Annotated in this window: 27 protein-coding genes; 9 read left to right on the plus strand and 18 right to left on the minus strand. The window is 56.7% G+C overall.

Annotation, left to right across the window (positions count from 1 at the left end; translation table 11 throughout):
- The first annotated feature begins 245 nt into the window (after nucleotides 1-245).
- Nucleotides 246-1424, plus strand: coding sequence for a tetratricopeptide repeat protein (locus tag EL26_RS10525; protein WP_152559235.1), 1179 nt, complete (start codon nucleotides 246-248; stop codon nucleotides 1422-1424).
- A gap of 6 nt (nucleotides 1425-1430) precedes the next feature.
- Nucleotides 1431-1658, plus strand: a complete 228-nt coding sequence (locus tag EL26_RS10530) for a hypothetical protein (protein WP_038087965.1) — start codon at nucleotides 1431-1433, stop codon at nucleotides 1656-1658.
- Nucleotides 1659-1740: 82 nt separating this feature from the next.
- Here EL26_RS10530 and EL26_RS10535 read toward each other — a convergent pair whose 3' ends face one another.
- The 3 genes from EL26_RS10535 to EL26_RS25755 all read right to left on the minus strand — a co-directional run bounded on the left by EL26_RS10535 (nucleotide 1741) and on the right by EL26_RS25755 (nucleotide 3975).
- Entirely contained in the window at nucleotides 1741-2535 is a 795-nt protein-coding gene (locus tag EL26_RS10535; protein WP_052036239.1) for an ion transporter, read from the minus strand.
- Nucleotides 2536-2615: 80 nt separating this feature from the next.
- On the minus strand, nucleotides 2616-3419 hold the full coding sequence (locus EL26_RS10540) for a class I SAM-dependent methyltransferase (protein ID WP_052036240.1): 804 nt from the start codon (nucleotides 3417-3419) through the stop codon (nucleotides 2616-2618).
- A 154-nt stretch (nucleotides 3420-3573) separates the two neighbouring features.
- Entirely contained in the window at nucleotides 3574-3975 is a 402-nt protein-coding gene (locus EL26_RS25755) for a hypothetical protein (protein ID WP_162531433.1), read from the minus strand.
- 93 nt (nucleotides 3976-4068) lie between these two features.
- On the opposite strand from EL26_RS25755, the gene EL26_RS10550 reads away from it, so the two are divergent.
- Entirely contained in the window at nucleotides 4069-4950 is an 882-nt protein-coding gene (locus EL26_RS10550; protein ID WP_161780709.1) for a LysR family transcriptional regulator, read from the plus strand.
- A 77-nt stretch (nucleotides 4951-5027) separates the two neighbouring features.
- Here the strand turns inward: EL26_RS10550 and EL26_RS10555 are convergent, their stop codons facing one another.
- Nucleotides 5028-5603 carry a chloramphenicol phosphotransferase CPT family protein gene (locus tag EL26_RS10555; protein WP_052036241.1) on the minus strand — a complete coding sequence of 192 codons (576 nt, stop codon included), beginning with the start codon at nucleotides 5601-5603 and terminating at the stop codon, nucleotides 5028-5030.
- Between the two features lie 106 nt (nucleotides 5604-5709).
- Between EL26_RS10555 and EL26_RS10560 the strand changes: the two genes are divergently transcribed.
- Complete coding sequence (locus EL26_RS10560; protein WP_038087972.1) at nucleotides 5710-7296, plus strand: ATP-binding protein; 1587 nt, start codon at nucleotides 5710-5712, stop codon at nucleotides 7294-7296.
- A gap of 10 nt (nucleotides 7297-7306) precedes the next feature.
- Nucleotides 7307-7996 (plus strand): response regulator, encoded by a 690-nt coding sequence (locus EL26_RS10565; protein ID WP_038087975.1) that lies wholly within the window; start codon nucleotides 7307-7309, stop codon nucleotides 7994-7996.
- An 85-nt stretch (nucleotides 7997-8081) separates the two neighbouring features.
- Here the strand turns inward: EL26_RS10565 and EL26_RS10570 are convergent, their stop codons facing one another.
- From EL26_RS10570 to EL26_RS10580, 3 genes are all read right to left on the minus strand, one after another.
- A complete protein-coding gene (locus tag EL26_RS10570; RefSeq protein WP_038087978.1) occupies nucleotides 8082-9416 on the minus strand; it encodes a 2-hydroxycarboxylate transporter family protein in 1335 nt (444 codons plus the stop codon).
- 172 nt (nucleotides 9417-9588) lie between these two features.
- The gene (locus EL26_RS10575; protein WP_038087981.1) at nucleotides 9589-9810 is read right to left on the minus strand and encodes a hypothetical protein; all 222 of its coding nucleotides are present in this window, start codon (nucleotides 9808-9810) and stop codon (nucleotides 9589-9591) included.
- Between the two features lie 19 nt (nucleotides 9811-9829).
- On the minus strand, nucleotides 9830-10876 hold the full coding sequence (locus EL26_RS10580) for an HD-GYP domain-containing protein (protein ID WP_038087983.1): 1047 nt from the start codon (nucleotides 10874-10876) through the stop codon (nucleotides 9830-9832).
- Between the two features lie 346 nt (nucleotides 10877-11222).
- Between EL26_RS10580 and yyaC the strand changes: the two genes are divergently transcribed.
- Nucleotides 11223-11753, plus strand: a complete 531-nt coding sequence (yyaC, locus tag EL26_RS10585) for a spore protease YyaC (protein WP_052036242.1) — start codon at nucleotides 11223-11225, stop codon at nucleotides 11751-11753.
- A gap of 116 nt (nucleotides 11754-11869) precedes the next feature.
- A complete protein-coding gene (locus tag EL26_RS10590) occupies nucleotides 11870-12640 on the plus strand; it encodes a TSUP family transporter (protein WP_038087987.1) in 771 nt (256 codons plus the stop codon).
- A 49-nt stretch (nucleotides 12641-12689) separates the two neighbouring features.
- On the opposite strand, the gene EL26_RS10595 is transcribed toward EL26_RS10590, so the two are convergent.
- The 4 genes from EL26_RS10595 to EL26_RS10610 form a co-directional block, all read right to left on the minus strand.
- Nucleotides 12690-13496 carry a DUF3226 domain-containing protein gene (locus EL26_RS10595; protein WP_038087990.1) on the minus strand — a complete coding sequence of 269 codons (807 nt, stop codon included), beginning with the start codon at nucleotides 13494-13496 and terminating at the stop codon, nucleotides 12690-12692.
- A gap of 1 nt (nucleotide 13497) precedes the next feature.
- Nucleotides 13498-14586 (minus strand): AAA family ATPase, encoded by a 1089-nt coding sequence (locus EL26_RS10600; protein WP_038087993.1) that lies wholly within the window; start codon nucleotides 14584-14586, stop codon nucleotides 13498-13500.
- A gap of 142 nt (nucleotides 14587-14728) precedes the next feature.
- Nucleotides 14729-15409 carry an LrgB family protein gene (locus EL26_RS10605; RefSeq protein ID WP_038087995.1) on the minus strand — a complete coding sequence of 227 codons (681 nt, stop codon included), beginning with the start codon at nucleotides 15407-15409 and terminating at the stop codon, nucleotides 14729-14731.
- A complete protein-coding gene (locus EL26_RS10610; protein WP_038088001.1) occupies nucleotides 15379-15774 on the minus strand; it encodes a CidA/LrgA family protein in 396 nt (131 codons plus the stop codon). The genes EL26_RS10605 and EL26_RS10610 overlap by 31 nt, the downstream gene beginning before the upstream one ends.
- Nucleotides 15775-15891: 117 nt before the next feature.
- Between EL26_RS10610 and EL26_RS10615 the strand changes: the two genes are divergently transcribed.
- A complete protein-coding gene (locus EL26_RS10615) occupies nucleotides 15892-16779 on the plus strand; it encodes a LysR family transcriptional regulator (RefSeq protein ID WP_038088004.1) in 888 nt (295 codons plus the stop codon).
- A 47-nt stretch (nucleotides 16780-16826) separates the two neighbouring features.
- Entirely contained in the window at nucleotides 16827-17372 is a 546-nt protein-coding gene (locus EL26_RS10620) for a GNAT family N-acetyltransferase (protein WP_081857116.1), read from the plus strand.
- A 76-nt stretch (nucleotides 17373-17448) separates the two neighbouring features.
- On the opposite strand, the gene EL26_RS23695 is transcribed toward EL26_RS10620, so the two are convergent.
- From EL26_RS23695 to EL26_RS10655, 7 genes are all read right to left on the minus strand, one after another.
- Nucleotides 17449-18945, minus strand: coding sequence for a copper amine oxidase N-terminal domain-containing protein (locus EL26_RS23695; RefSeq protein ID WP_052036243.1), 1497 nt, complete (start codon nucleotides 18943-18945; stop codon nucleotides 17449-17451).
- 117 nt (nucleotides 18946-19062) lie between these two features.
- A complete protein-coding gene (locus EL26_RS10630) occupies nucleotides 19063-19581 on the minus strand; it encodes an asparaginase (RefSeq protein WP_152559237.1) in 519 nt (172 codons plus the stop codon).
- A 35-nt stretch (nucleotides 19582-19616) separates the two neighbouring features.
- Nucleotides 19617-21017 carry an alkaline phosphatase family protein gene (locus tag EL26_RS24550; protein ID WP_081857117.1) on the minus strand — a complete coding sequence of 467 codons (1401 nt, stop codon included), beginning with the start codon at nucleotides 21015-21017 and terminating at the stop codon, nucleotides 19617-19619.
- Between the two features lie 175 nt (nucleotides 21018-21192).
- Nucleotides 21193-22074: an AraC family transcriptional regulator gene (locus EL26_RS10640; RefSeq protein ID WP_038088009.1), complete on the minus strand. Its 882-nt coding sequence runs from the start codon at nucleotides 22072-22074 to the stop codon at nucleotides 21193-21195.
- Between the two features lie 353 nt (nucleotides 22075-22427).
- The gene (locus tag EL26_RS23700) at nucleotides 22428-22835 is read right to left on the minus strand and encodes a DUF1761 domain-containing protein (protein ID WP_052036244.1); all 408 of its coding nucleotides are present in this window, start codon (nucleotides 22833-22835) and stop codon (nucleotides 22428-22430) included.
- Between the two features lie 82 nt (nucleotides 22836-22917).
- Nucleotides 22918-23367 (minus strand): SRPBCC family protein, encoded by a 450-nt coding sequence (locus EL26_RS10650; protein WP_052036245.1) that lies wholly within the window; start codon nucleotides 23365-23367, stop codon nucleotides 22918-22920.
- Between the two features lie 13 nt (nucleotides 23368-23380).
- A complete protein-coding gene (locus tag EL26_RS10655; RefSeq protein WP_038088013.1) occupies nucleotides 23381-23722 on the minus strand; it encodes an ArsR/SmtB family transcription factor in 342 nt (113 codons plus the stop codon).
- Nucleotides 23723-24093: the final 371 nt, after the last annotated feature.

A 24093-nucleotide genomic window follows, 5' to 3' on the forward strand; every position in this document is an offset into this window, starting at 1 on the left:
TGTTTTTGCTTTTCGCGAGGTTTTCGGGACGCTGCGGGTGCGGCGTGTTCGGGTTGTACGTGTTCTCGTTGCGGTTTGCGTCTGCTTTCAGTGCCATTGGACATCCCTCCCCGCCGTTAGAATGCCCGGCGGGGGTGCGGATCATGCATGTGTAAGTCGACGTCTCCTCCGACAAAATTCTATTGAATTCGACAATAGGATGTGTCACAGTTAGTAAGGAATAGCTAGCAGGGGTGGGAAAGAAGATGACAACTACTGAGAGAAGCAACGCCGTGATCGAACGGATTCCCATCGGGAGGCGAATTCAAGAAATTTTAGATGAGAAAGGTGCGGCGTATCTGGTCGGTTTTTTCGCGAATCGGATTCACTTCCCGCCGCAGCGACTGCTCGCCATCTTGCATGGCAACCTCGAGCCGAGTCAGGAAGATCTGCAGCAAATCGCCAAGGGATTGGGAATTTCCGTGGCGCGGTTGCTGCAAGAGGATCTGGTTGACGAAATCGAACACTTGCACGAGTTACTTACAACCAAGGGAGATTCTGAAGCGTCCATCGCGCTGGCTGAGAGAATCGCCGAACGCTCTTTGGGGGCGACCGAGCGTGCGGATGCATACAATTGGGTCGGGCGCGCCTACTACGCGGCCGGAAAGCTGCAGGAAGCGCACGATGCGTTGTTGCGTTCGTACCGGGTTTATGAAACGATTCCCACGGCCTACCAAGATTCCGAGCGGATGTTCCGCTTTACGAGAAACCTCTCCATCACCTTTGGGATGTTACTTGACTTCAACGGAATGGCGGAGATCGTGAAGCGTGCAGAAAGCTTCACATGGAATGATCCGCTCAAAGAGGGCGCGACCTATCTCACCAGCGCCGTGGTGCAGTCGGAGCTCGGTCACCACGAGGAAGCGAAACGCCTGTTTTTGCTCGCCTTGACCGCGTACCGGGAAGCCGGCAACCAAGAGTATATCGCCCGGGTGCAGTTCAACATCGGACAAGTCGAATACTTGACAGAGAACTATCAAAACGCTGCCGACTACTTGGAATCCTCCTTGCAAGACCTCTCCCCGGAAACTTCCTATCACTTGGACGCCGTGGAAGCGTTGGTGAAGACCCGAATCCAACTTCGTGACTTGGATGCCGCCCTCCAACTGATCCAGACGTACGAACCGAGCTTGCGGCAACGTCCGAAAGAGTTGGCGTATCTCTATTTGTTCCATGCCTACACCGCGAACGATCTGAAGCGTCTAGAGGACGTGCTGGCGATGGACATCGTGGAGCGAGACTGGAAGACCCGCGGGTACCTGTATCTAATGAAACATTATTCTGAACTTGGAGATTCGCTTGCCGTCATGCGTTATTTTCAGTTATATTTACAAACGGACACTACATCTTCATCTTTTGAGGATTTGTTTCAGAGGAGGGACTGAACACCTATGAAAAAACTGCTGGCATCCCTGAGTGTTGTGGCGTTGTTGTTTGCGTTTGCCCCGCATCCGCACGTGGAAAACGTGGCGCGTTGGGCTTATCCTGACCTGGAGTTCGCTGCATTCAATCCGAGTTTGGCCGAAATGACGGCTGAACAGACGACCGAACAAACAGGAACCACAATTGATTCCGACACGACCTCGTCCACAACTGATTCGGTTGACGCGACTTTCTAGGAGTCGTCAAAAACACCCGCTCCTCATCTGAGGAAGCGGGTGTTTTCGGTTTTCTGCAGGGACGGCGCGTCAAACCGGTTGCTCAAGCGGGCTTGTCCTTGTCTTCATCCCGCTTGTCCCCTTCGCGCAACGCTTCCATGACGTTCAGCAGTTGGCGGTATTCTGCGTCGCTGAGCGTTTCGATGCGGTAGAGCCATTGCATCGCGGCGTTTTTCATCTGGGCGCGTACGCGGTTGTCGTCCGGCTCCGCTTCGCGAACCTGTTGCGAATGGTTGAAGCCGACCCAATGGTTCGCCAAGTTCGCGGTGAACGTACCGATCAATCCGATCCCCGTGAACATCAAAAACACCGCGATGATCCGCCCGCCCTCCGTCGCCGGAGACACGTCGCCGTAGCCGACCGTCGTCATCGTGACGATCGCCCACCAGACTGCGTCGCCGTAATCTTGGATGCCTTTGTTGTGACCGGACTCCAGCAAGAGGATGCCGACGGAGCTCCACGCGACGATCACCAGCATGAAGACCATGATCATGCGCATCTGTTTCGACGACACGACACCCCACAGCATCGGAGACGCGCGCAAGATCCGCACCAAGCGAATCAAGCGCATCAACCGCGCCAACTGGAAATGCACGTCAAAGGGAATCATCGCGAGCAAATCAAACCAGTTCGTCAGGATAAACTTCTTGGGGTTCTCCGCCCGCCACAGCCGCACGAGGTACTCGACGCCGAAGAACGCGATCATGCAATAGTCCACATCCTGCACGAACGACTTGGTCAAAAACGGATGGTCTTGCGGATCCGCAAAAATGATAATGGCGTAGGTCAGCACCACGAACAGAATCATAAACTCGTAAAACAAGCGCGCAACTCTCACGGCCCTCTCCCTTTCTCCACTTCCCACTCCAATCTCTTCCTCCTATTGTATCATCCCCTCGGCAAAAAAAGAGCCCACCCTTACCGGGCAGGCTTCACTCCGATCATCAACGCTTTGAACAACTGGAACGACCACTCGCCTTCAGGCGATTGCTTGATTTCAAACAGGTCGCGGATCTCCGGGTCTTGCGCCGCCGCGATGAGATCTTGCTCGATTTGCGCGGTGATCTCGGGAGGCGTATGCGATTTGCGGGTCCACGCGCCCAGCGGATGCAGCGTGCGGTACTCAAAATCGACGGTGAAAGACAGGCCCGCTTTTTCAAAAAACGACTTCCACTCGCTTTGCTTCCATTCCCGCACGTGCGAGTGATCGCGCAGAATTTCGATCCGGTTGATAAATGCATCGGCCCGGTCGTGCTCCGGCGCGTAGTTGTCGATCAACAGCAAGCGGCCGCCCGGCTTCAACACGCGGGCGATCTCCGCGAGGGCGCGCCCCGGCTCCGGGAAGTGATGCGCGCAGATGCGGGCGGAAACCAGATCGAAGCTGTCGTCGGCAAACGGAATGTTCTCCGCATCGCCCTCCTGCCACGTCAAGTTGGTCAATCCTGCCGCTTTCGATTCGCGGTCGGCGATTTCCAACATCGCCGGCGTTAAGTCAAGTCCCGCACCTTCGCCGATGTGCGGGGCAAACGCCATCAACGTGCGCCCCGTCGCCGTGCCGATGTCGAGCATCCGTTCCCGACCGGTCAGGGGCAGAGTTTTTAACAGATGGAGCAAGTCCGGCTCTTTGATCTCGCCTTTGACGAGGTAGTTCTCGGCGGTTTTGCTGAAGTAGTCGCGCACTTGGTCTTTGATCTCTTGGTCCTTGCTTCCTTCGTTTCTCATGGAAGACACCCGCTTTCTTTCCGAGATGAGGTTCTAGCTGTAGTATACGGCGCAGAGGTGTTATGATGGAAATAGAAGTTCCCCATAGCAGAATTTAGAAAAACCGATAGCCGATACACAGTTGTGTATCGGCTGAATCGTCAGGCGGCTCCCGTTACCAATACAAGCCCCGTCGTCGGTATCCTGCACCGTACCCAGGACCGTATCCGTAGCCGCCGTATCCGCCGTAGCCGTAACCGCGGCCATATCCATAGCCCGGATACGCGCCCCACGCCCAGAGACCTGCGATCAACGCATACAAAATCAAAAACCACGCGGCAAAAAACACCTGTTCCGTCTCCGGTGCGTCCTTTTCATTCGCAACGGCTTGGGTGATCGCACCATTCGCTTTTTGTTTCATCACAGAAGCAAATCGCGCGCCGCCCATCGGTTGGACATGCAACCCGCGGTCATCCACTTTGCGCAGAATTCCTTGGGTGACTTGCCCGTCCTGTTGCCGCACGACGATCGGTTGCCCCATCATCTGTCTTGCTTGACTTCTCCATTGATTCGACATGAGTTCCCCCCCTTTCATCTCGATTCTCCTCATGGTATGCAAGAGGAGGACACGCCGAAAGGGACAAAGGCGCAGGCGGAGGTGCACATTTTTTTGGAGATCAAAGAACTGGAAACGTTTCTCGCCGTCGTCGCCGAGCAAAGTTTGAACAAAGCGGCGGAGGCGCTGTTTCTCTCGCAGTCCACCGTGACGATGCGAATCAAGTCCTTGGAGGAAAAAGTCGGCTGTCCGCTTTTCACCCGCACTTCCCGCGGCGTCCAACTCACCGAGCAAGGCCGTCTGTTGGTGCCGTATGCCGAGCGGATACGCCGCAACGTGGAAGAGAGCTACCACTTGCTCGCCACCGTCAACGCCGGCAGCAAGCGGCTGGCGATCGGCGCCGCGTCCGCCATCGGGTCGTACCAACTGCCGTACATCCTCGGACGGTATGTCGAAGCACAGCCGGACGTGGAAATTCTCTGCCGCAACGGGAAGTCCAACGACATCTTTCAGATGTTGCTCGACGAGGAAGTGCAGATCGGGATGACCGGCGCTCCCATCCACCATGCGGCGCTGGAGTGCCACGCGCTGAAGTCCGATCCGGTGCATCTGTTGACCGCTCCGGAGCATCGGCTGGCGGTGCAGGGGCGAGCGGAACTGTTCGACCTCGAAGCGGAGCCGTTCATCTCGTTTGCGGGCAACTCGCCGTTTTGGAAACGGATCGACGGGGAGTTGGTGCAATACGGCGTGCGGGTGCGGCGGCAAATTGAGATGGATTCCATCGAAGGGATCAAGCGGATCGTCATGCAGGGCATCGGCGTGACGCTGCTCCCCGCTTCCACCGTCCGCGAAGAAGTCGCCAAGCAACAACTCGTGCAGATCCCCATGCCGATCTTCCTCGAACGGCCGACCTATCTGCTCCACCGCAAGCAGGTGTTGGAGGAGTATGAAGAGCGGTTCCTCCGCACGTGCGTTGACTTTTTCGCCAGCTTATAGAGCTTCCACGCAAAAAAGGAACAGTCAGCCGTCGTGGTCGCGTCGGCTGACTGTTCCTTTTCGCGGTGTTTTTTCCGTTACGCTTGCAGGGTTTGTTGCAGCGCTTGCAACGTTTTCTTCACGCCCACACCCTCGCGCCCGCTGTGCACAAACTCCATGATCTTGGCGGCGCATTCGGCGATGGTCTCGGTGTGCGTGTTGACTTCCAGATCGTACACCGCATGTTGGTGCACGATGTCCATTTGATACTTCGCAAGCCCGATGATGCGGTCGCCGCGCTCGCGTTCGCGGCGTTCCAACTCTTCGACCGGGCAATGCACGCCGACAAACACCACCGGATAGTCCGCCAAGCGGTGCACGGCGTCGACCAGCCACGATTTGCCTTCAAACACATGATCGACGATCACCGGACGGCCCATGTCGCTGACCGCGGCGACGCACTGGTGGAAATTCTCGTGCAGCGCCAGAATCAGCGGGCGTCGCTCGTCCAACGGAATGTCTTGGTCACAGGCGCGTTCCGGCGCCATGTCCCAAAACTGATCCGCCTGCATGTGGTAGTACGGTTCTTCGTTCAGATTTTGCAGATGCTTTGCCAGCGAGCTCTTTCCTGCGCTCGATGTGCCGTTTAAGAGGAGGATCGTACCGCGTGCCATGCTCGTGTCTCATCCCTTTTTTTCCAAAATTTCATTCAGTATACCACAGGATTTGCTCAAGCGTCGCGCGGTTCGGTAAGATAAAACCCAAAGGGAGGAATTCCGTGTGAGATTGCAAACCAAACTGATCCTCCTCATCACCTCGCTGCTCCTGCTGATCCTCGGCGTGTTCGCATGGCGCACCCAGCGCTTGCACGCCGAAACGGAACAGGAGCAGATCGGTGTGCGCGCCGTAACGCTGGCAAACACCATCGCCCAGATTCCCGACATTCGCAACGCGTTGGCGACACCGCGCCCGCAGGAGATCATTCAGCCGCTCGTCGAACGCATCCGCACCCAGGCGGGGGCTGAATTTATCGTCGTCGCCAACTCGGACGGCATTCGTTTTTCCCATCCCAACCCCGCGATGATCGGGCAGAAGATGGGGGGCGAGGACGAGACGCAAGTGCTGCGCGACCGCCAGACAACGATCACCGTCGCCACCGCGTCGCTCGGACCCTCCCTGCGCGGCAAAGTGCCGATTCTGGACGAGCACAACAACGTGCTGGGGCTGGTCTCCGTCGGCTATTCGCTGCAAGACATCGACAAGCTCAACGCAATCGACCGCAACCGCATCATCTGGCTCAGCGCTCTGGCGCTGCTCGTCGGGTTGGCGGGTGCTGTGATGATCGCCAATGGAGTGAAGAAATCGATCTTGGGATTGGAGCCCCGCGAGATCGGACGTCTGTACCAAGAGAAACAGTCGATCCTCGAATCGATTCGCGAAGGCATCCTCGCGATCAACCAAGACGGCGTGATCACGACCGCCAACCCCGCCGCCCTGCCGCTGTTGCATCTGCCGCAGCATCAATCGATCATCGGCCGCCGCTTGCTCGACGTCTTGCCCGACACGCGCTTGCTGGAAGTCGCCCGCTCCGGCCATGCCCTGCATGACGAGGAGCTGATCGCGGGCGAGGACATCTTGCTCGTCAACCGCATTCCTGTGTACAACCCGCGCGGGCAGGTGATCGGGGCGGTCGCGTCGTTTCGCGACAAATCGGAGCTCTCCAAACTCACCGAAGAACTGTCGCAGGTCTTGCGCTACGCCGACTCGCTGCGGGCGCAGACGCACGAGTATTCCAACAAACTGCACACGATCTCCGGGTTAATTCAATTGGAATCGTACCAAGAAGCGATCGACTTGATCACGCATGAGTCGAACATTCACCTGCACCTCGTGCAGTTTTTAATGAAGGAAGTGCCCGATCCGATTCTCGGCGGCCTGTTGATCGGCAAATACAACCGCGCCAACGAGATGAAAGTCCAGTTGAACGTCGACCCGGACAGCACGTTCACCGAACTGCCGGAGCACATCGACCGCAACGTGTTGGTCACGATCTTGGGCAATTTGATCGACAACGCGCTTGAAGCGGTGTTGATGTCGGAGCACGAGCCCAAGCTCGTCAACGTGTTTCTCACCGACATCGGCGACGATTTGATTCTCGAAGTCGAAGATACCGGACCCGGCGTGTCGGAAGCGGATGTGGAGCGCATCTTCGAGATCGGGTACTCGACCAAGCCCGGCGGCGAACATCGCGGGTTCGGTCTCCCCCTCGTCAAAAAATCAGCCGCCGACCTGGGCGGCTATGTCACCTGCACCGCCAACCATCCCGTCGGCAGCGTGTTCACGGTGGCGATTCCCAAATGGAGGTGATCTCACCTTGATGGATTTGCAAGTGTTGATCGTGGAAGACGACCCCAAAGTCGCCGAAGTCAACCGCCGCTTCGTAGAAAAAATCCCCGGCTACCGCGTGGTCGGCGTCGCCACCGACCGCGTGCAAGCGCAAGAACAGCTGGAAATTCTGCAACCGGACTTGGTGTTGCTCGACATCTACTTCCCGGACATGAACGGACTCGACCTGTTGCGCTGGATGCAGGAGGAACACCCGGAAACGGATGTGATCGCGATCACCGCCGCCAAGGAAGTGGACACCGTGCGCGAAGCGATGCGCGGCGGCGCGTTTGATTATCTGGTCAAGCCGCTGGTGTTCGACCGCTTTCAACGCTCTCTCCAGCATTACAAAGATTACCGCCGCCGCTTGCAGCAGTTGCAAGCGGAGCGGCCGCGCATCGAGCAAGAGGAAATCGACCGCCTGCTCCACGGGGCCGCTGCAAACCCTGTCGCCAAAGACACGCAGCTTCCCAAGGGCATCGACAAACTGACGCTGGAAAAAGTCCTCGCCGCGCTCGACGATACCGGTTGGTCCGCCGACGAGATCGGCCGCAAGATCGGAGCGTCCCGCTCCACCGCCCGCCGCTATCTGGAATACCTCGTCGCCCAAGGCGAAGCGCGGGCGGAACTTTCCTACGGCGTCGTCGGCCGTCCCGAACGCGTCTACCGCCCGGTGAAGTAAAAAACGCAATCTATGCCAAAAGCCGCCTGCCCTGCGAGTGAGGGCAAGCGGTTTTTTTGGCTTTCGTTTTTGCGTGCGGTTTCAATTAGTGGAAGTAGCTGAGCAACGCAACCGCCGTCGTGACGGTGATCGCCCCGAAGATTCGCGTGGACACTTGCGCAAACGGCATCAACATCAGACGATCGGACGCGGTGAGGATCGCCACGTCGCCCGTTCCGCCTTGACCGCTGTGACAAGCGGTGACGATGGCGGATTCGATCGGGAACATCTTCATCCATTTGCCGACGAAGAAACCGGTGGTGATCATCGCGAGCACCGTGCAGAAGATCGTGATCAAGTACGCCGGGTTGAGCACGGCGATCAGCGAGCTCCACGGAGTCATCGCGACGCCGACGCCCATCAACAGCGGGAACGTGACTGCGGTGACGAAGAAACGATAGCTCATGAACGCGCCGTCTTCATAGTCTTTCGGCAATTTGCCGGTCAGTTTGATCAGCACGGCCAGGAACAGCATGACAATCGGTGCGGGCAAACCGGTCATCTTGTTGATCCACCCGCCGAACAGATACATGGCGATCGCCATCGCCGCGCCCGCCGCCATATGCGGAAGCGAGATCGAGCGTTTCTCACCGGCTGCGGCTTCCAGCAGTTCTTTGTCGTTGCCCGATTTGACGAGCACGCCGTTGCCGCTCCACTCCGGTTTGCGCTCGCCGAGTTTTTTCAGCAGTCCGGCGAGGATGATCGCCGAGAGCGAGCCGAGCATGACGGCCGGCAGAACGGTCGGAAGTTGCGCGTCTTGCGTGGATTTGAGAATGGCCGCGTAAGAAATCGAAAGCGGAACGGCGCCTTCCCCGACGCCGCCTGCCATGATCGGCACCACGACGTAGAAGAAACTTTTATAAACACCCAGTCCAAGCAGCGAACCGACGCCGACTCCGACGCCCATCGCGACGAGAGTCCCCGCCAGCAGCGGCACCAGCATGCGCAGGAACGCTTTGATCAGAATCTGACGGTTCATCCCCAAGATACTGCCGACGACGAGAATCGAGATGTACACATAGAGAAAGTTGGTCGACTTCATAAACGTCGTGACCGTGTCGGTGGCGATCTGCGGCAACAGATGGTGTGCCACCATGTACGACGGGAAGAACGTCGCGAGAATCGACGAGCCGCCGATGTTTTTGAAATACGGAATCCGGTTGCCGATCTCCGCGAGCACGAAGCCGAACATCACCATGATCAAGATCGCGCCCAGCATGTCCTTGGGCAGCGTGCCCCCGAGCATGAGAATGTACGTCAAGATCAGCATCGGCACGTACATGAACAGCGGGACGATTCCGACTTTGAACTGAAGAATTTTCTGCAGCGTGCTATGCGGTTGCAGCGACAACGGCACGCCGGAGGATTGTTGAGCTTGCATTTCGAATGTACCCCCTTGTGAGAACGCTTTCATCTGTTGAGGCGAGTATAGCATCCCGAACGTTCGGACGAATACATTCTCGAAATAACGCGCATTGTGTGCATTGTGCTCACGACCGGTATGCAAAAAAGCCCTGATCGGCGCGGGCCGGCAGGGCTTTGGGGGCGGATTCTCACCCGAGTTTTTTCGAATAGGAAGCGCGGTCGAGCACGCTTTGTTCCAGTTCGGTTTTGACTTTGGGGTACTCGCTGATGTAGCGGGCGATGTCCGGTTTGTCGTTGTTTTGCTTGGTCTGGTCGTACAGCCGAATCAAGTAGTACAAAAAGACCGTTTCCGAAAAAGTGTTGCCCGGCGCCAACTGGCGGGCTTTGCGAGGGCGGAATGTGTTCGCCATAGTGTTTTTCTCCCTTCCTTCACCAAGAGAGGACGCGGCGTATGCTGAGATGTCGCACTTCTGTGAGGTTGAGGTACACGTCGCCAGTCCGGATCAGTGGCTTGGTCACTTGATACGGCGATACATACACCACCTGTCCGGTGGTGCCGTCGCTCAGTTCGAGGGTGTTGCCGATAAAGTACGTTTTCAGATGCTCCGTCAGTTGCCAAACCACGCGCGGGTCGAGTTTGCCGTACGACAGGCTCGTCAACTCTTCGATCGCGTGGTACACGTTCACGCTCCACGTGTGCGGGGTGAGCGACGTCAAGTTGATAAATTCGTTGGCGACCGCGACGATGCGCGAGTAGAGGTCGATCTCGTCGCAGTCAAGCCCGTACGGATCGCCGAGTCCGTCGAGTGTTTCGTGATGGTTTTGAGCAACGAGCGCGATGCGTTCCGGCAAGCGCGAGTTTTGCAAAATCTCATAGCCGAGCGTCGGATGCGTCAGATAGAGCATCTCATCTTCCTCGCTGAAACGTTCTTGTTTGCGCACGAGGTCGCGCGGCAGTTGTGTTTTTCCAATGTCGTGCAAGGCGCCTGCCAATTGCAGTTCGGCGGTTGCGTCCGGGTCAAGCCCGAGCCATGCTCCCAGTTGTTTGGCGAGCATCGCCACGCGCAGAGAATGATGAGCGAGCGAATCGTCCTCGTTGAGCAAGGAAACGAAGATGCACAGCGGGTTGCTTTCGACCTCGCACGATTCTTCAAAGCGCTGGAGGGTGGCGATCACGTCGATGAGTTGAACTTGCTTGGTGGAAACGACCTGGTCGAAGATCTCGCCCAACTCGCGGGCGGCGAGGTCGTAGCCGAACGTCAATTCCGGATGGAGGTAGTGGTGGCCGGGGTTTAACGTTTTGCAGTTCTCGCGCTCGATCCAGACGTCGACGATGCCGAGGTCCTGCAAGCGCTGTATGCGGGTTTCATTGAGTACGGTACCCGCTCCAAGGATGAGCACGCCATCCGGGGTATAGAGATCCGTCGCGACAATTTGCTTCTCGGTCAAATCCGAGACGCGGACTTTGATCTGCATCACCCAGAACTCCCATCTGTAGGTTCTCTAGTTTATAATTTTAGTTTAACCAAGGAATCAGAACTGTTGAATAGTCAGATTTGCCCGTTTGTGGGGGTTCTCCTGTTGCAAACTTGTTACGTTTGTACTACGATTCTGTTTCGACACGGGCAGGAAGTCATAGTTCTGTAGATCACCTTCTTCTAAAAGTACAAGAAAAAGGCACCCCGGCAGAGATGCCTGTTCGTGCGTCGTAAGCGGTTGTTGCATAGGCTGAGGAAGATAGGGGAATCATTTGACCGCAACTCAAGTTCTCCCCTATTCTCGCTTACAAGAAGATGTTATTCTTGGGAATAGAGGTGATCGCATGGAAATGCTCGCGAAGAATTTTCGAAAGATCCAAGGCCGCAAAGACCTGACACAACGCCTGTTTCAGTTTTTTCCGAACGACATGACGAACCGCGACATCTTGTTCCTCTGCATCGGCACAGACAAAGCCACCGGCGATTGCTTGGGGCCGCTGCTCGGCACGTACTTGCAAGAAGCCGGCTACGACAACGTCATCGGCACCCTGGACGCGCCCTGCCACGGCGTGAATTTGCACACGATTGTCAACAGCCTGCCTGTCAACAAGCAAGTGATCGCCATCGATGCTTGTCTGGGCCCTGAAGCCAACATCGGCACATTCGAGCTGCGCAACGGGCCGCTGCGAGCGGGCGAAGGCACGGGCAACGACCAGCGTCCGATCGGCGATTACAGCATCCTCGGCTTTGTGAACGTGCATACCCACAACATGAAAATCAACCGCGAGAACCTCCAATCGACGTCGTTCGGGTTTGTCCGCAAGATGACCCAAGACTTGAAGATTGCGCTGATGGCGAGGTTTCCTTTGGAATAAGACGACAGAGTCCCTTACACTTGGAAGGGACTTTTTTTCGTTTCTCGAAAGGTTTTTGGCGATGGAGATGGAAGTAGGGAGAGAGCTTATTTTTTTGCAAAGAACGGAGAATGTGCATGTGGGATCATATTTCGTTGGGAATGCTGCTGTTTGTGATGGCGGCAGGATTTGTCGCGTCGTTCGTGGACTCGGTGGTCGGCGGAGGCGGTTTGATTTCCGTTCCGGCGCTGCTGTTGACCGGATTGCCGACGCAGGTGGTGCTGGGCACGAATAAGCTGGCGGGCACGCTGTCGTCGTTCACGTCCACCGTGTCGTTCATCCGCTCGGGCAAAGTGAACTTCGGGTTGGTGAAGTACCTGTTCCCGCTGTCGTTGCTCGGATCGGCGGCCGGGGTGTTGGTGGTGAAGATCACTCCGTCCGACTTCTTGCAGCCGATCGTGATCGTGATGCTGGTGGCGGTCACGATCTACACGCTGTTTCGCAAGAACTGGGGCGACCAATCGACATACAAAGGCCTGACGAAAAAAGTCGCCGTGCTCGGTGCGCTCGCCGCGCTGGGCATGGGGTTCTACGACGGTTTCTTCGGGCCGGGGACGGGGTCGTTCCTGCTGTTCATCTTCCTCACGCTCGGGTTTGACTTCGTGGGAGCGGCAGGCAACTCCAAAGTGCTGAATTTCGGCAGCAACTTGGCGGGCATGGTCACGTTCATGTCGCTCGGTCTGGTCAATTACGCGTACGGCATCCCGATGGCGGTCGCCATGATTCTCGGCGCGCTGGTCGGCTCCCGCGTCGCCATCCGCAAGGGCGCGTCGTATGTCAAACCGCTGTTCATCTGTGTGAGCGTGTTGATGATCGGGAAGCAGTTGTATGATTTGGTGTTGAAGTAAAAAAGGAAGGCTGCCGGAGATGATACCAGAATGGCAGCCTTCCTTTTTCTTATGCTTCTGCGGAACAGGGTTCGAGTCCCAGGAGTTGTTTCAAAAAATACTGAAGTTTCGCGGCGCTTGAAAGGCTCATGGTGTCAGGGCAGAACCAGTCGTCCTTGGCGATAGAAACGGTGTTGGAGGTTCCAGGGCGGAGCAAGTTGTTCATACAACCGACGATTGCCTTGTCCCGTTTGGAATCTGACCAACTGGAAAAACGATCTACATACTTCTCTGCCTCGGCTTGTATTTCTTGAGAAGTTGCCGCGGCGCATTCCAACAAGACCGTTTCGAGCGTCCCTGTCTTTTCATTGTCAGGTAAGACATAGACGCCGATGCGTTGCCTGCGTTCTATGACAAGTCCCGGCGACGGGAAGTTCGCGAAATGTGCCATGACGCTCGATGGCGACGGAAGCTCCTGAAGTTTTTCCTGATAGTACGCCATCGCTTCGCTCGGTGTTCTCCCGTCTGCGTCTCCCATGATCGACAACGAAGTGAACCGATCCCCGTTGTCATCGAGATTGGACAAGGTGGCGGCCATCGTCTTCACCAGCGCGGACTCGCCGCCCACAGCATGAACGGCGATCAGGTCGAGGTCTTCCAAATCGCCATAGCGGAAAAAAAGCGGAACCGGTATCCGTTCGGTCATATCGTCGTTGTACGGAAAATCAAGCTTGGTCAGATGTTCGAGATATCGCTCTACATCCAACTTGGTCAGGGTCATAAGTTTTTTGATCTGACGTGCTCCCAAAAGTTCGAGGATCTTGCCGACTGCGGCAGCATCATGCGGTCCTTCCACCACGAGATAGTGGTATCTCATGTCATCTCACATCCTGACCGTATTCATGTCGAAGCGAGTAGAGGTCGCGGCCTGCAAAGCGTTTGGCGGTGGTGTTGTTTTCTTGTTGCACCAGTCGATAGCCGACCACTCCGCCCAAGCGATCAAGCGAAACGTCCTCTGTGTCGAGATCAATGTCTACATAAGTTTCGAGCACCGCGTCAATGGCTTCAAGGCTGTGCGTGGTAGCAAAGACCTGCACGTCATATTGGGCGCAGGCATCGACCAGCCAAGAGAAAACTTTGGCAAGCATGCGCGGGTGGAGTGCTGTTTCCATTTCGTCGATAAGTAATACGCCTCGTTTGGCGCGAATGACCGCCGAAGCCAACGTGAGCACGCGGCGCATGCCATCGCCGTAGACGGAGACGGGAATGTATGATTTCGTACGATGTTGCACGTGCGGAATAGCGGATTCACCGTCAGGGGAGAGAATTTCAACACCTATGATATCTTTATCAAATATCTGCAAAAGTTGAACCAGCCCTGCTTTGTCAGACTGAAAGGACTCAGTAAGGGATTTTGAAGCAATAGGAAGCATACGGTGATCGACCGGAGTGACCATTTTGGTATCTAAGATAGGTTTGGAGTACTCCTCTTCCATCAACATTTTTGTAAGAAATACGCATTTATAGAGTTGATCACTTCGCAAATGTTCAATATTAACCTTGAGTGATTTTTCAAAATTTCCGTTTCTACTCCACCCTAGTCGAAATGGTCCTAAGCAGGATGCAGTATAGCTATGCTCCTCTCCTTGAATCACAGCAGTTAAACGAATGAAGTCTCTATCAATTGGTCCTTCTCCCTCTTGATTGCTTTTTATCAAAAGCGGAAAAAGCCACTCCACAGAGCTATCCACATCCACTGGTGAATCTAACATCCGATCCCGACCCATAGAGGTCTCAATAAACTGCTCCACACTTAACGGATTACACAGCAACTCCAAGGCCTCCAACACGCTGGTCTTCCCCGTGTTGTTCCCGCCGACAATCAAATTGACGGCTCCGAGACCCTCTAGATGCAGATCACGTATCCCGCGAAAGCTCTCGATCTTCACTTCGAGGATCTGATTCACGCAAGCCCGACCTCCTTAGCAAAAACTGCTACCTGGCAGTTTGCTGATTCTGCATACTATTTATTCAAACCTAATGGAAAATCCTGCTCCCCGGCGCAAACAAAAAAGCACTCCCGGCCCGCGCCGAGAGTGCTTTTTTTCATTACAGAGTCAACAACACCGGAATCAACCCCAAACTCACCACCGCCGTCAAGATCATCGACAGCGAGGAAACCGTGCCTTCCAGCGGGCCGACGGTGAACGCGAGGGCGGTGCCGCCGCCGTGGGCGCTGACGCCAAGCATCACACCGCGCGAGATCGAGGATCGCAGCGCCCGTTGACGGAGCAACCACGGCCCGATCACCGTGCCCGTAATCCCCGTCACCATCACAAACACGGCCGTCAACGATGACTGCCCGCCCACCCGCGACGAGATGTCCATCGCAAACGGCGTCGTCACCGAACGCGGCGCAAGACTTGTGATCAGCATCGGACTCAAGTGCGCCGCCCAAGCAAACAAACACGTCGAACCGACCGCAATCAGAATCCCCGCCAAGCACGACGTCACAATCTCCACGGCGTGCTTCTTCATGATCTCCCAGTTTTTGTACAGCGGTACGGCAAACGCCACCGTCGCGGGACCGAGCAAATCGGAAATCCATTGCGACCCGCTCCAATATGTCTCATAGCGGATCCCTGAACCCTTGACGAACAAAATCAACACGATCGGCGCCACCACAAGCGGCGAGAACCACACGTACGTCCAGCGGCGGTGCATTTTTTTCGCGCCGATGTACACGAACACCGTGAGGATTAAACTGAGGACTGCGTACCCTGTTTCCACTTGCGTCCCCCCTTTTTCCAGCGCACAATTTTTTCCGTGACAAGTCCCACAACCGCCATCACCGTCGCCGTGCTGAACACGATCACCAGCAACAGTTGCACGCCGCTTTTCTGCACCACTGCACCAAAGTCCACGATCTGCACAGAGGACGGAATGAAGAACAACAACATCTCCGCCAGCAGAAACGTCGCGCCCGCCTCCACCCATTCCACGCGGATCACTTTGGATTTCAGCAGCGCAAACAACAGGAACAGCCCGATCAAACTGCCCGGGATCGGAATCTGCAAGGCTTGCACGACCCATCCTCCCGCTTCATTCAATACGGTCAACAACAACACTTGCCAAACCACTCGCAAAACCTTCATCCGTTCTCACCTCTCAGCGCCAGTATACACGGAGGATTCGCATAGGTATAATACATATATTGAATTTCTTTCATTCCATCTGTCTATAGATCCCGCCCGGATCGAGGAGGAACTCCATTGGACATCCGCCAACTGACTTACTTCGTCGAAGTGGCGCGCCAAGGGTCGTTTACCCAAGCCAGCCTCACCCTGCACGTCACACAACCGACGATCTCCAAGATGGTGCGCAACTTGGAAGAGGAACTTGGCGTCACCCTCTTCGACCGCTCTCAGAAAAAAATCCACCTCACCGATGTCGGAGAGGTGGTCTACGCCCGATCGCTCGACATCTTGCAATCTCTGCACAACTTGCACTCCGCGCTGGACGACGTGCGCCAGATCCAAACCGGGACGCTGCGCATCGGACTGCCGCCGATGGTGGGGGCGCCGTTCTTTGCCAGTTTGTTGGCCGATTTTCATCAGAGGTATCCCCATGTCCGCATTCAACTGGAAGAGCATGGCGGCAAGCGGGTCGAACAGCTCGTGGAAGAAGGATCGCTTGACTTCGGCGCGACGGTGTTGCCGGTGGACACGGACGTTTTTGACATCCATCCCTTCTATAATGAAGAGTTGAAGTTGCTGGTTCCCGCCGGACATCGGCTGGCGGGTCGCGAACGGGTGCAGTTTGGCGAGTTGCGGGACGATTCGTTTCTGATGTTCAGCGAGGAGTTCTCCCTGCACGACCGCATCCACGACGCCTGCCGCATCGCCGGGTTTCAGCCGCAAGTCGTCTGCCAAAGCTCGCAATGGGATTTGCTCCGCCAGATGGTCGCCGCCGGTCTGGGCGTCGCGCTGCTGCCGGAAATTCTCTACCGCGACGCGCCGACCGACTCGATTCGCGTGCTCGGCGTGGAACACCCGCGCCTGCATTGGAACCTCGCCGTGATCTGGCGCAAAGAGCGCTATCTCTCGTTTGCCGCCCGCGCGTGGCTTTCGTTTCTCCAAGAGCGGTTGACAAAAGTTTGATGGTAGGTGGTAGAATAGTGCAAAACCTCCAATGTTAGGAGCACGACATGATGTTTTCTACCCAGACACGCAATCTTCGCAACGGCAACGTCCTCACTCTCCGCTGCGCTCTCGTGGAGGACGCCGCGATGACATTGGATTACTTGCGCCTCGTCTCCGGCGAAACCGACAATTTGACGTTCCGTCCGGAGGAGTTCAACACGACGCTGGAGCGACAATCCCAAGTGATCGAGGAATGGGGCGGCCGCGGCGGCCTCTACCTGCTCGGGCTGGTCGACGGCGAATTGGCGAGCGTCCTCACATTTGAGCCGCGCAGCAAATCCCGCACCGCCCACGCCGGCGAATTCGGTCTCACCGTCCGCCAAAGCTTCTGGGGACTTGGCATCGCCACCGAGATGGTGCAAGCGCTGATCGACTGGGCGCACGGCACCGGGCGCATCCGCAAGATCGACCTCCACGTCCGCACCGACAACGACGCGGCGATCGCTGTCTACAAGAAACTCGGCTTCCAAAACGAAGGCCTGATCACGCGCGGCATGCTGATCGACGGCGTGTTCTACGATTTCTACCACATGGGTTTGCATATCGAGTAATACTTGGACAAAAGGGGTAAAAACAAACTGCCGCACAACGGATTCGCTGTGCGGCAGTTTGTTTTTTTCGGACTGGTTATTTGGCAGGTGCTTCAAGCACCACTTGGTTGGCGGCTTCGTTCCACTTCACGACCAGCCCCATCGTCTCGGCGAGGAAGCGCAGCGGGACGAACGTGCGGTCGTCGCGGATCACCGCCGATGTGTCGAACGTCACGCGTTCGCCGTTGACGGTGGCTTCGCTTGCCCCGATCGCGAGGTGAATGCGCAGACCCGCGTTGTCAATGTCCACCGATTGCGTGTCTTCGTGCCACTCCAAGTGCGCGCCCAACTGTTCCGCAACGAAGCGCAGCGGCACCAGCGTGCGTTGGTCAACGTTTACGAACGGTTGCGCGTCCGGGAACGAAACCGGCTTCCCGTTGACCACGACCGTCAGCGGACGAACGTCTTGCAAGAAGATCAGCAATTGCCCTCCCGAGATGGCAAGCGCCCCGTGCGAGCCTGCCCCCGGATACGAGGTGCCGTTCGGATAAAACCACTTTTCCTTGCCGTCCGCTCCGATCGCATGCACGCCGCGAATGGCCGACTTCGCATTGTTAAACGGGAGATAGAGCGTGCCGTCCTCCGGTGAGAACCCGAAGTTGGTGTCCAGCACCACGCCGATTGTGCTGAAGCTGCTCGTGATCCTACCCGTTTTCGCCTCCAGATACGTGGCAAGCACACCCCCTTGGTACATGCTGCCGCTCACGACCACAACATGCCCCGCTTGGTCGAACTTCGGAGCCCGCACAGTCCCCGCCGCGCCGTCGATTTTCGTGCTCCAGACCGTCGATCCGTCCGGGTTGAGCAGGTCCACCCAGACCTCCTGCCCTTGGTAGTGCGGGTTGAGAATCAACCCGTTCGGGTCGAGCACCGGGGAGGAATTTTCCGGCATCGGCACGGTCGCTTGGCTCAGCACGTTGCCGTCGCGCCCCACGTGCGCGTAAGAGGTCTCGCCCGTCGGATTCGTCCCGGAAAACAGCAGCGACACCGAACCGTCATCCTGCACGCTCCAAGAAGTCGGCTCCCCGTGAAAGGGCGCGTACGAGAGCGATCCGGAGACCGTTCCGTCGGCCTTGAGGATTTGCAAGCCGGAGTACGTGGAGACGTAGACCGTCCCGTCTGCCCCCTCCATGAGATTCCGCACTTGACTCGGAGACTCGTTGACCGTCCAGACGACCTGCCCTTTTTCATTGAGTTCGAGCACTTGATCGTCAACGCCTGCCAAGACCAGACCGGAAGACACTTTCGAAGGCACGAGCAGGGGATGCTTCGCCGTCGTCGGGTACGTCCATTCCAGGCTGCCGTCCTTGATCGCGGAAATTTCCGTCACATCCGGCCCGTTTTGCGACGTGCCGAGATAGACCGTGCCGTCCGCCCCGACGACCGGTTCGGTCACGGGATGCGCTGCGTCTGTAAATTCCATCTTCCAGTTCACGACCGGTTCCGTCGAATCGGCAAGCGCTGTCTGCGGCACCACAGCCGTCAGCAAAGCCGCCGTCAGCAACGGTGCAAAGGTATGTAAGCGTCTGTTCATAAGGTTACCCCTCTCTACATTTTACAGGATTTAGTATATCAGCACACCGCTCGTAAAAAAAGAACCCTTCCCGACTGCGCGGCGGCGGGAAGAGGTCGTTTTTTCAGGCGTATCGATTTAGTACGTTTGCAAGTCGAAAGAGGTCTCCATCTTCCCGACCGCTTTGCCGCTCATGTTGAGGATGTCGGGGTTGGTGTACTCTGCGAGCGCTTCCAGCGGTCCGTCGGTGCCGACTCCGAGTTGGCGCAACACTTCGTTCATCACGGCGTAGACCGCGCGCGGGCCGCCGTCTTCGATCTTGATGGCAAATCCGTACCCGGTTGTGCGGTCGCCGACGCAATACACCGCTTCCGCCCCTGCCTTGCCAAACAGTCGTCCCTGGAACGCGTTCATGAGATCGGTGCAATAGCGGTTTTTGCCGCCGACCATCTCCGGTGCGGCGATCATCGCGTCGGTGATGCGGCGGACGGCGTCTTCGCGCACGGGATTTTGGAGCACTTCCGGACGCGCCATCCGCGCAAACGTCAACCGCTTGGGATCGCCAAACGACGCGATCAACTTGCCCTCTGCATCCACGACCGCCACATGACCGGTGTGTGAACTCTCGATCACGCCGCCTCGAAACACATCTGCCACAGGCGGCGTTTTTTAGATGGGCATATGAGCTTGTCCTACTTCCAAACGTCGTAGATCGGAAGCGCCGACCCGGTGTTGCCCGCGTGCGGGAGGTTGTACAGATCCTCGATCGTGCGCAGGACGTTCAAGTGGTTGATGGTTTCGCTGTAGGTGCCGGGTTTGACGTTCGCACCGACGAAGACCGTCGGGATCTGGTTGGTCGGGGAGAAATCGTCTTCATCCCACGTGAGGATGAGGAGCGAGTTGTGCGCGTTCGCCCACTGCACATAGGAATCCAAGTGCTGTTTCAGCCACGCGTCGCCCTGTGCGATCGTGCCGTCGTGCATGTCGTTGTCCATGTTTGGAATGACAAACGAGACGGTCGGAAGCCGGCTGTAGTCGGTCGGGAATGCGGTCAGCGGCTGGTTCGCGCTGCTCGGCACGTTGGTGAAGTCCGCCCACGGGTTGTGCTTGCGTCCGTACTTCCCGTACCAATTTCCGGTGAAGCCGACGGAGGGCAGGTCTTCGGAATACCCGGCAAACGTGAGGCGTTGGTTGAACAAACTGTTCGCAAGGTTCGGACCGGTGAACGTGTGCGGAACAGAATCGTCGTTCACGCCTTGGTTGGAGCCGGAAAACAGCGCCAAGTAATTCGGTTGGCTTGGATGTTGCACGCCGTAGGAACGGCTGAAATACGCGCCGGAGTTCGCCAGCGAGTTGATGTAAGGTGCGTCGGCGTTGCCGATGATCTGCGTGTTGCGGCGGTTTTCTTCGACGACGATGACGATGTGATCGGGACGGAGAGCGGCTTGGCGTTGGTTGATTTTTTTCAACGCCAAGTCGATCAGGGCCGCTGCGTCGCCGCGGTGCATGTCGGCTTGCGGGTTGTAACGATTCGGGTCGGTGATGCCTTGCGCGCTGAGGCCGAGCGCTGCGACGTTGCGAACGCCGGATTGTGCCCACGAGTCGGCGTTGGCGATCGGGCCGGGTTGCGCGTTCGCAGGCTCGGCGATGCCGAGGCGGCTCATGTAGTTCCACACCATCTGCGCCGCTTCTTCGCGCTTGATCGTCTGCGTCGGCGAGTATCTGTTGGCGCTGGTGCCGTTGACGATGCGGTATTCAAACGCAGTCTGGATGTACGGAGCGGACCAACCGCCCGTGCTGTCGGCAAACGGCATCGAGCCCGTGCCCGTCGGCAACCCGAGAGCGCGCACAAACAGCGTGGCAAACTGCTCCCGCGTGATCGGGTCTTCCGGTCCGAGCCGCCCGTCGCCGTAGCCCGTGAGGATGCCTTGGGCTTGCAGTTCAGCGATGTAGGGTGCGTTCGGGTCGCTTGGAGAGACGTCGCGGAACGTGGAGTTTTGCGCGTTGGCCGGATGGGCGGCGGTGCTTCCCCACATCACGGACAACAGAGTTCCGGAGAGCGCGGCCAAAGTGAGCCAGCGTGATTTTTTCATAGGCGAACGGGGCCTCCTGACAGCTGTTTTTTCATATTGCCGGACAAGTAAAAGTATACGCGAGCCTCGCTTCTACTTACACGGTCCCTGCTCCTATTTTCTATGAAAAAAGCGAACTCTCCTCAGCTCTTGAGAAGGTTCGCTTTTTGTCTGTCAGGCGGTGCCTTGCACGGGCTTACTCCCGCACAATCGCGACGTAGATGTCCATCTGCTTGTCGGTGTCCGACTCGGAACGTTCGTCGTACCACTCAAACTCGGGCGTGCAGGCTTGATAACCGGAAGTGGGGAACCACTCTTGGAACGCTTTCGCCCACGTTTGTTGGATGCTCGCCGGGAAGTCCGCGTTGTCTGCTTTCGGGGTGGTGAAGACCGCATACGTGGCTTCGGGAACTTCGATGCACACCATCCCCTCCGGCACCTCGTCAAACGACTCCGTTTCAAACCCGATCACATACGTAAAATCGCCCGTCTCCGGCTGGAAGTTCGTGCACAGTCCGATTTCCACGCTCGGGCGGAGTTTATTCGGAATGTTCGCGCGGAGGTTTTCTTGGAGATAGCGTTGCCAGAACTGCGGGATGTCGCGGTGGTTTTGACCTTCGTTGCTGTTGGTGTCCAGCCCGTAGCCGATCAGTTTGAATGCAGGTTTTGTCACAATCTTCGGTGTCATCGTGATTCCTCCTCTACGTGGACGGGGAACGTGCGTGAGAGTTGCGAGCGGTTGCAGCCCCAACGAGATTCCGCTCTTGCGATACTCGACCGGCGTCAGTCGAAACTCCCGTTTAAACGCCCGGGCAAACGTCTCGTGCGATTGAAAGCCGGACGCCAACGCGATGTCGAGCACGCGCTGCTCTGTGGTGCGCAACAGGTCGGCTGCTTTGGCGAGTCGGCGCTTGCGCAGATAATCGGCGGCTGTGTCTCCCAGCATGAACACAAACAAACGATGGAAATGAAACACCGAGAAACACGCCTCCCGCGCCAAATCCTCCATCAAAATCGGTCGATCCAAGTTCTCTTCGATGTAGTCCAAGGCGGCTTGGATGCGCTCGATGTACTCCATGTATAGCTCCCCGTCCTTTCTATCTACAGCGTATCAGAAGCGGCAAGAGTTTCCTTGACGATTTCTGCTGGATTTTGCTCGTATAGAGAAAAGTTCCCGTTCGACAGACAGAACTCCTTTGCTAGACTGCCGACAGAACATGCCCACGGCAAAAACGGGAGGGGAGCTATGGACAACCGCGACTGGCTGATCTTGCAAACTCTCTAGGAGAAAAAAACATCACCCAAACCGCACAAGCCCTCTACATCGCGCAGCACGGAAAGTCAATCGTGCGCGATACGTGGTGGTGTTTTTGGCAAGGACTCTTTAGGAAAAAAGAAACCTTCGCGTGAGGTCGCAAAGGTTTCGTTTCGTTACTTCCATACGGCAAGCAGAATGCCGCCGATCAGATACGGAATCGTGTGGAATCCGATCGTCAACAAATACAGCTTGAACCCTCTTCCTTCAAAAAAGTAATTGACCGCGATCTTCGCCGCGAGGATGATGCAGAGAAGCAAGGCCACCCAAAACCCTTGCAGCGCCGTCGCCGCGCCGGTCAATTGGATGAACACAGCCAGCGCGAGCGTCGCGATGATCGTCATGATGACCGTCCCGATCATCGGACCGGCGGCCGATGGGTTTTGACCCGGTTTCAGCCCCACCAACTTCGCCCACACGTTGCCGAACATCACAGGAGAATACCACAGCGCCCCGAACACCATCGAGATGACGATCGTCACCAGAATCGCCCATACGTTCAATTGAGAAAAATCAATGCTCATGTCCAATACCCTCTCCCCATCGTCTGCTCTCTGCCAGCTCTGTTTTCCAGTTCTGTTTTTCCGTTCTGCTGCTTAATTTGACTTACGGCTCCAGATACTTGCGAAGACTTTCGCCCAAGATGCGCTCCCAGGCAAACTTGTGCCCCGTCGCCGCCGCCTCGCTTGCAAAGTGTTGATGGGTTATGACGATCTCCGTAGACTCGCCCCGCTCATGGAATTCCAGAGTGACCAGCGTGTCTTCCGTCTCTTGCGTCCAGTCCTCCCATCGCCACGTGTAGACCAACTTCTCGCCGGGCTGAATCTCCACATACCGACCGGTCAGATAGGCGACCCCGCCGTCCGGATTTTGCATCTCAAACCGGTAGATGCCGCCCACGCGGACATCCAGTTCCCGCACGGTTGTCGTATAGCCCGGCGGTCCAAACCACGATTCCAATTCCGCTCGCGTGGTCCAAGCCCGAAACACCAGTTCACGAGAACCGGGAAACACCTGTGTCATCTGCACAGGCGGATGCTGACTGCTGTTCGACAAAGCCTTCGCTCCTTCACTTGGTCGTGGGATCGTCTCCCCTAAGAAAACGATCCAGATTGGCAAATTGCGATTTCCAGAAATGGCTCCAGCGGTTCAACCACTCCGAAGCCTGTTTCATCGCAACTGGATTCACGGAATAATACCGATTGCGTCCGAGCTTCCGTTGCGTCACCACGCCGGCGTTCTCCAACACGCGCAAATGCTTGGAAATCGCCGGCATCGACATGTCGAACGGTTCTGCCAAGGTGGAGACGGTCATCTCCCCGTGAAACAACCGTTCGAGGATCGCGCGACGCGTCGGGTCGGACAGTGCCGAGAACACATCGTCGAGATTGCTTGTCGAATTGTTAACCATATGGTTAATTATATCGATCCTTTTTCTGGTGTCAACAAAAACACTCCACCTTGACGAGGGAGATCAGGAGGAGTGTTTTTTTCAAAACCAGGGTATTTCGGTATGCGTGACACGAACGCAGTTTGTCACACAGTGGCTGCTTGCACCGGAATCTGGACTTCCTTGACGTGTTCCGCCGCGTTGGACGACGCAAGCCATTTGCCGGGCAGGTTCCAAGGCTTGATAATGGATTTTTGACAAAACCCAATGAATCCACACGATTCATCGGGTTTGCAGATTTTCAAACGCCTGTGTGACAAAAAAATGATGTTTCGCGCGCATCTCCGCTTCCACTGCCGCGTCGAGTCCCCGGTCGCTTAGTTTCCCCGCTG

Origin of the sequence: Tumebacillus flagellatus (genome assembly GCF_000714935.1) — a bacterium.
Classification (GTDB): domain Bacteria; phylum Bacillota; class Bacilli; order Tumebacillales; family Tumebacillaceae; genus Tumebacillus; species Tumebacillus flagellatus.

Coding starts and splice junctions, on each gene's coding strand:
- EL26_RS10525 (WP_152559235.1), top strand. CDS start 246: ATGACAACTACTGAGAGAAGCAACGCCGTGATCGAACGGATTCCCATC.
- EL26_RS10530 (WP_038087965.1), top strand. CDS start 1,431: ATGAAAAAACTGCTGGCATCCCTGAGTGTTGTGGCGTTGTTGTTTGCG.
- EL26_RS10540 (WP_052036240.1), bottom strand. CDS start 3,419: ATGAGAAACGAAGGAAGCAAGGACCAAGAGATCAAAGACCAAGTGCGC.
- EL26_RS25755 (WP_162531433.1), bottom strand. CDS start 3,975: ATGTCGAATCAATGGAGAAGTCAAGCAAGACAGATGATGGGGCAACCG.
- EL26_RS10555 (WP_052036241.1), bottom strand. CDS start 5,603: ATGGCACGCGGTACGATCCTCCTCTTAAACGGCACATCGAGCGCAGGA.
- EL26_RS10565 (WP_038087975.1), top strand. CDS start 7,307: ATGGATTTGCAAGTGTTGATCGTGGAAGACGACCCCAAAGTCGCCGAA.
- EL26_RS10570 (WP_038087978.1), bottom strand. CDS start 9,416: ATGCAAGCTCAACAATCCTCCGGCGTGCCGTTGTCGCTGCAACCGCAT.
- EL26_RS10575 (WP_038087981.1), bottom strand. CDS start 9,810: ATGGCGAACACATTCCGCCCTCGCAAAGCCCGCCAGTTGGCGCCGGGC.
- EL26_RS10580 (WP_038087983.1), bottom strand. CDS start 10,876: ATGCAGATCAAAGTCCGCGTCTCGGATTTGACCGAGAAGCAAATTGTC.
- yyaC (WP_052036242.1), top strand. CDS start 11,223: ATGGAAATGCTCGCGAAGAATTTTCGAAAGATCCAAGGCCGCAAAGAC.
- EL26_RS10590 (WP_038087987.1), top strand. CDS start 11,870: ATGTGGGATCATATTTCGTTGGGAATGCTGCTGTTTGTGATGGCGGCA.
- EL26_RS10595 (WP_038087990.1), bottom strand. CDS start 13,496: ATGAGATACCACTATCTCGTGGTGGAAGGACCGCATGATGCTGCCGCA.
- EL26_RS10610 (WP_038088001.1), bottom strand. CDS start 15,774: ATGAAGGTTTTGCGAGTGGTTTGGCAAGTGTTGTTGTTGACCGTATTG.
- EL26_RS10620 (WP_081857116.1), top strand. CDS start 16,827: ATGATGTTTTCTACCCAGACACGCAATCTTCGCAACGGCAACGTCCTC.
- EL26_RS23695 (WP_052036243.1), bottom strand. CDS start 18,945: ATGAACAGACGCTTACATACCTTTGCACCGTTGCTGACGGCGGCTTTG.
- EL26_RS24550 (WP_081857117.1), bottom strand. CDS start 21,017: ATGAAAAAATCACGCTGGCTCACTTTGGCCGCGCTCTCCGGAACTCTG.
- EL26_RS10640 (WP_038088009.1), bottom strand. CDS start 22,074: ATGGAGTACATCGAGCGCATCCAAGCCGCCTTGGACTACATCGAAGAG.
- EL26_RS23700 (WP_052036244.1), bottom strand. CDS start 22,835: ATGAGCATTGATTTTTCTCAATTGAACGTATGGGCGATTCTGGTGACG.
- EL26_RS10655 (WP_038088013.1), bottom strand. CDS start 23,722: ATGGTTAACAATTCGACAAGCAATCTCGACGATGTGTTCTCGGCACTG.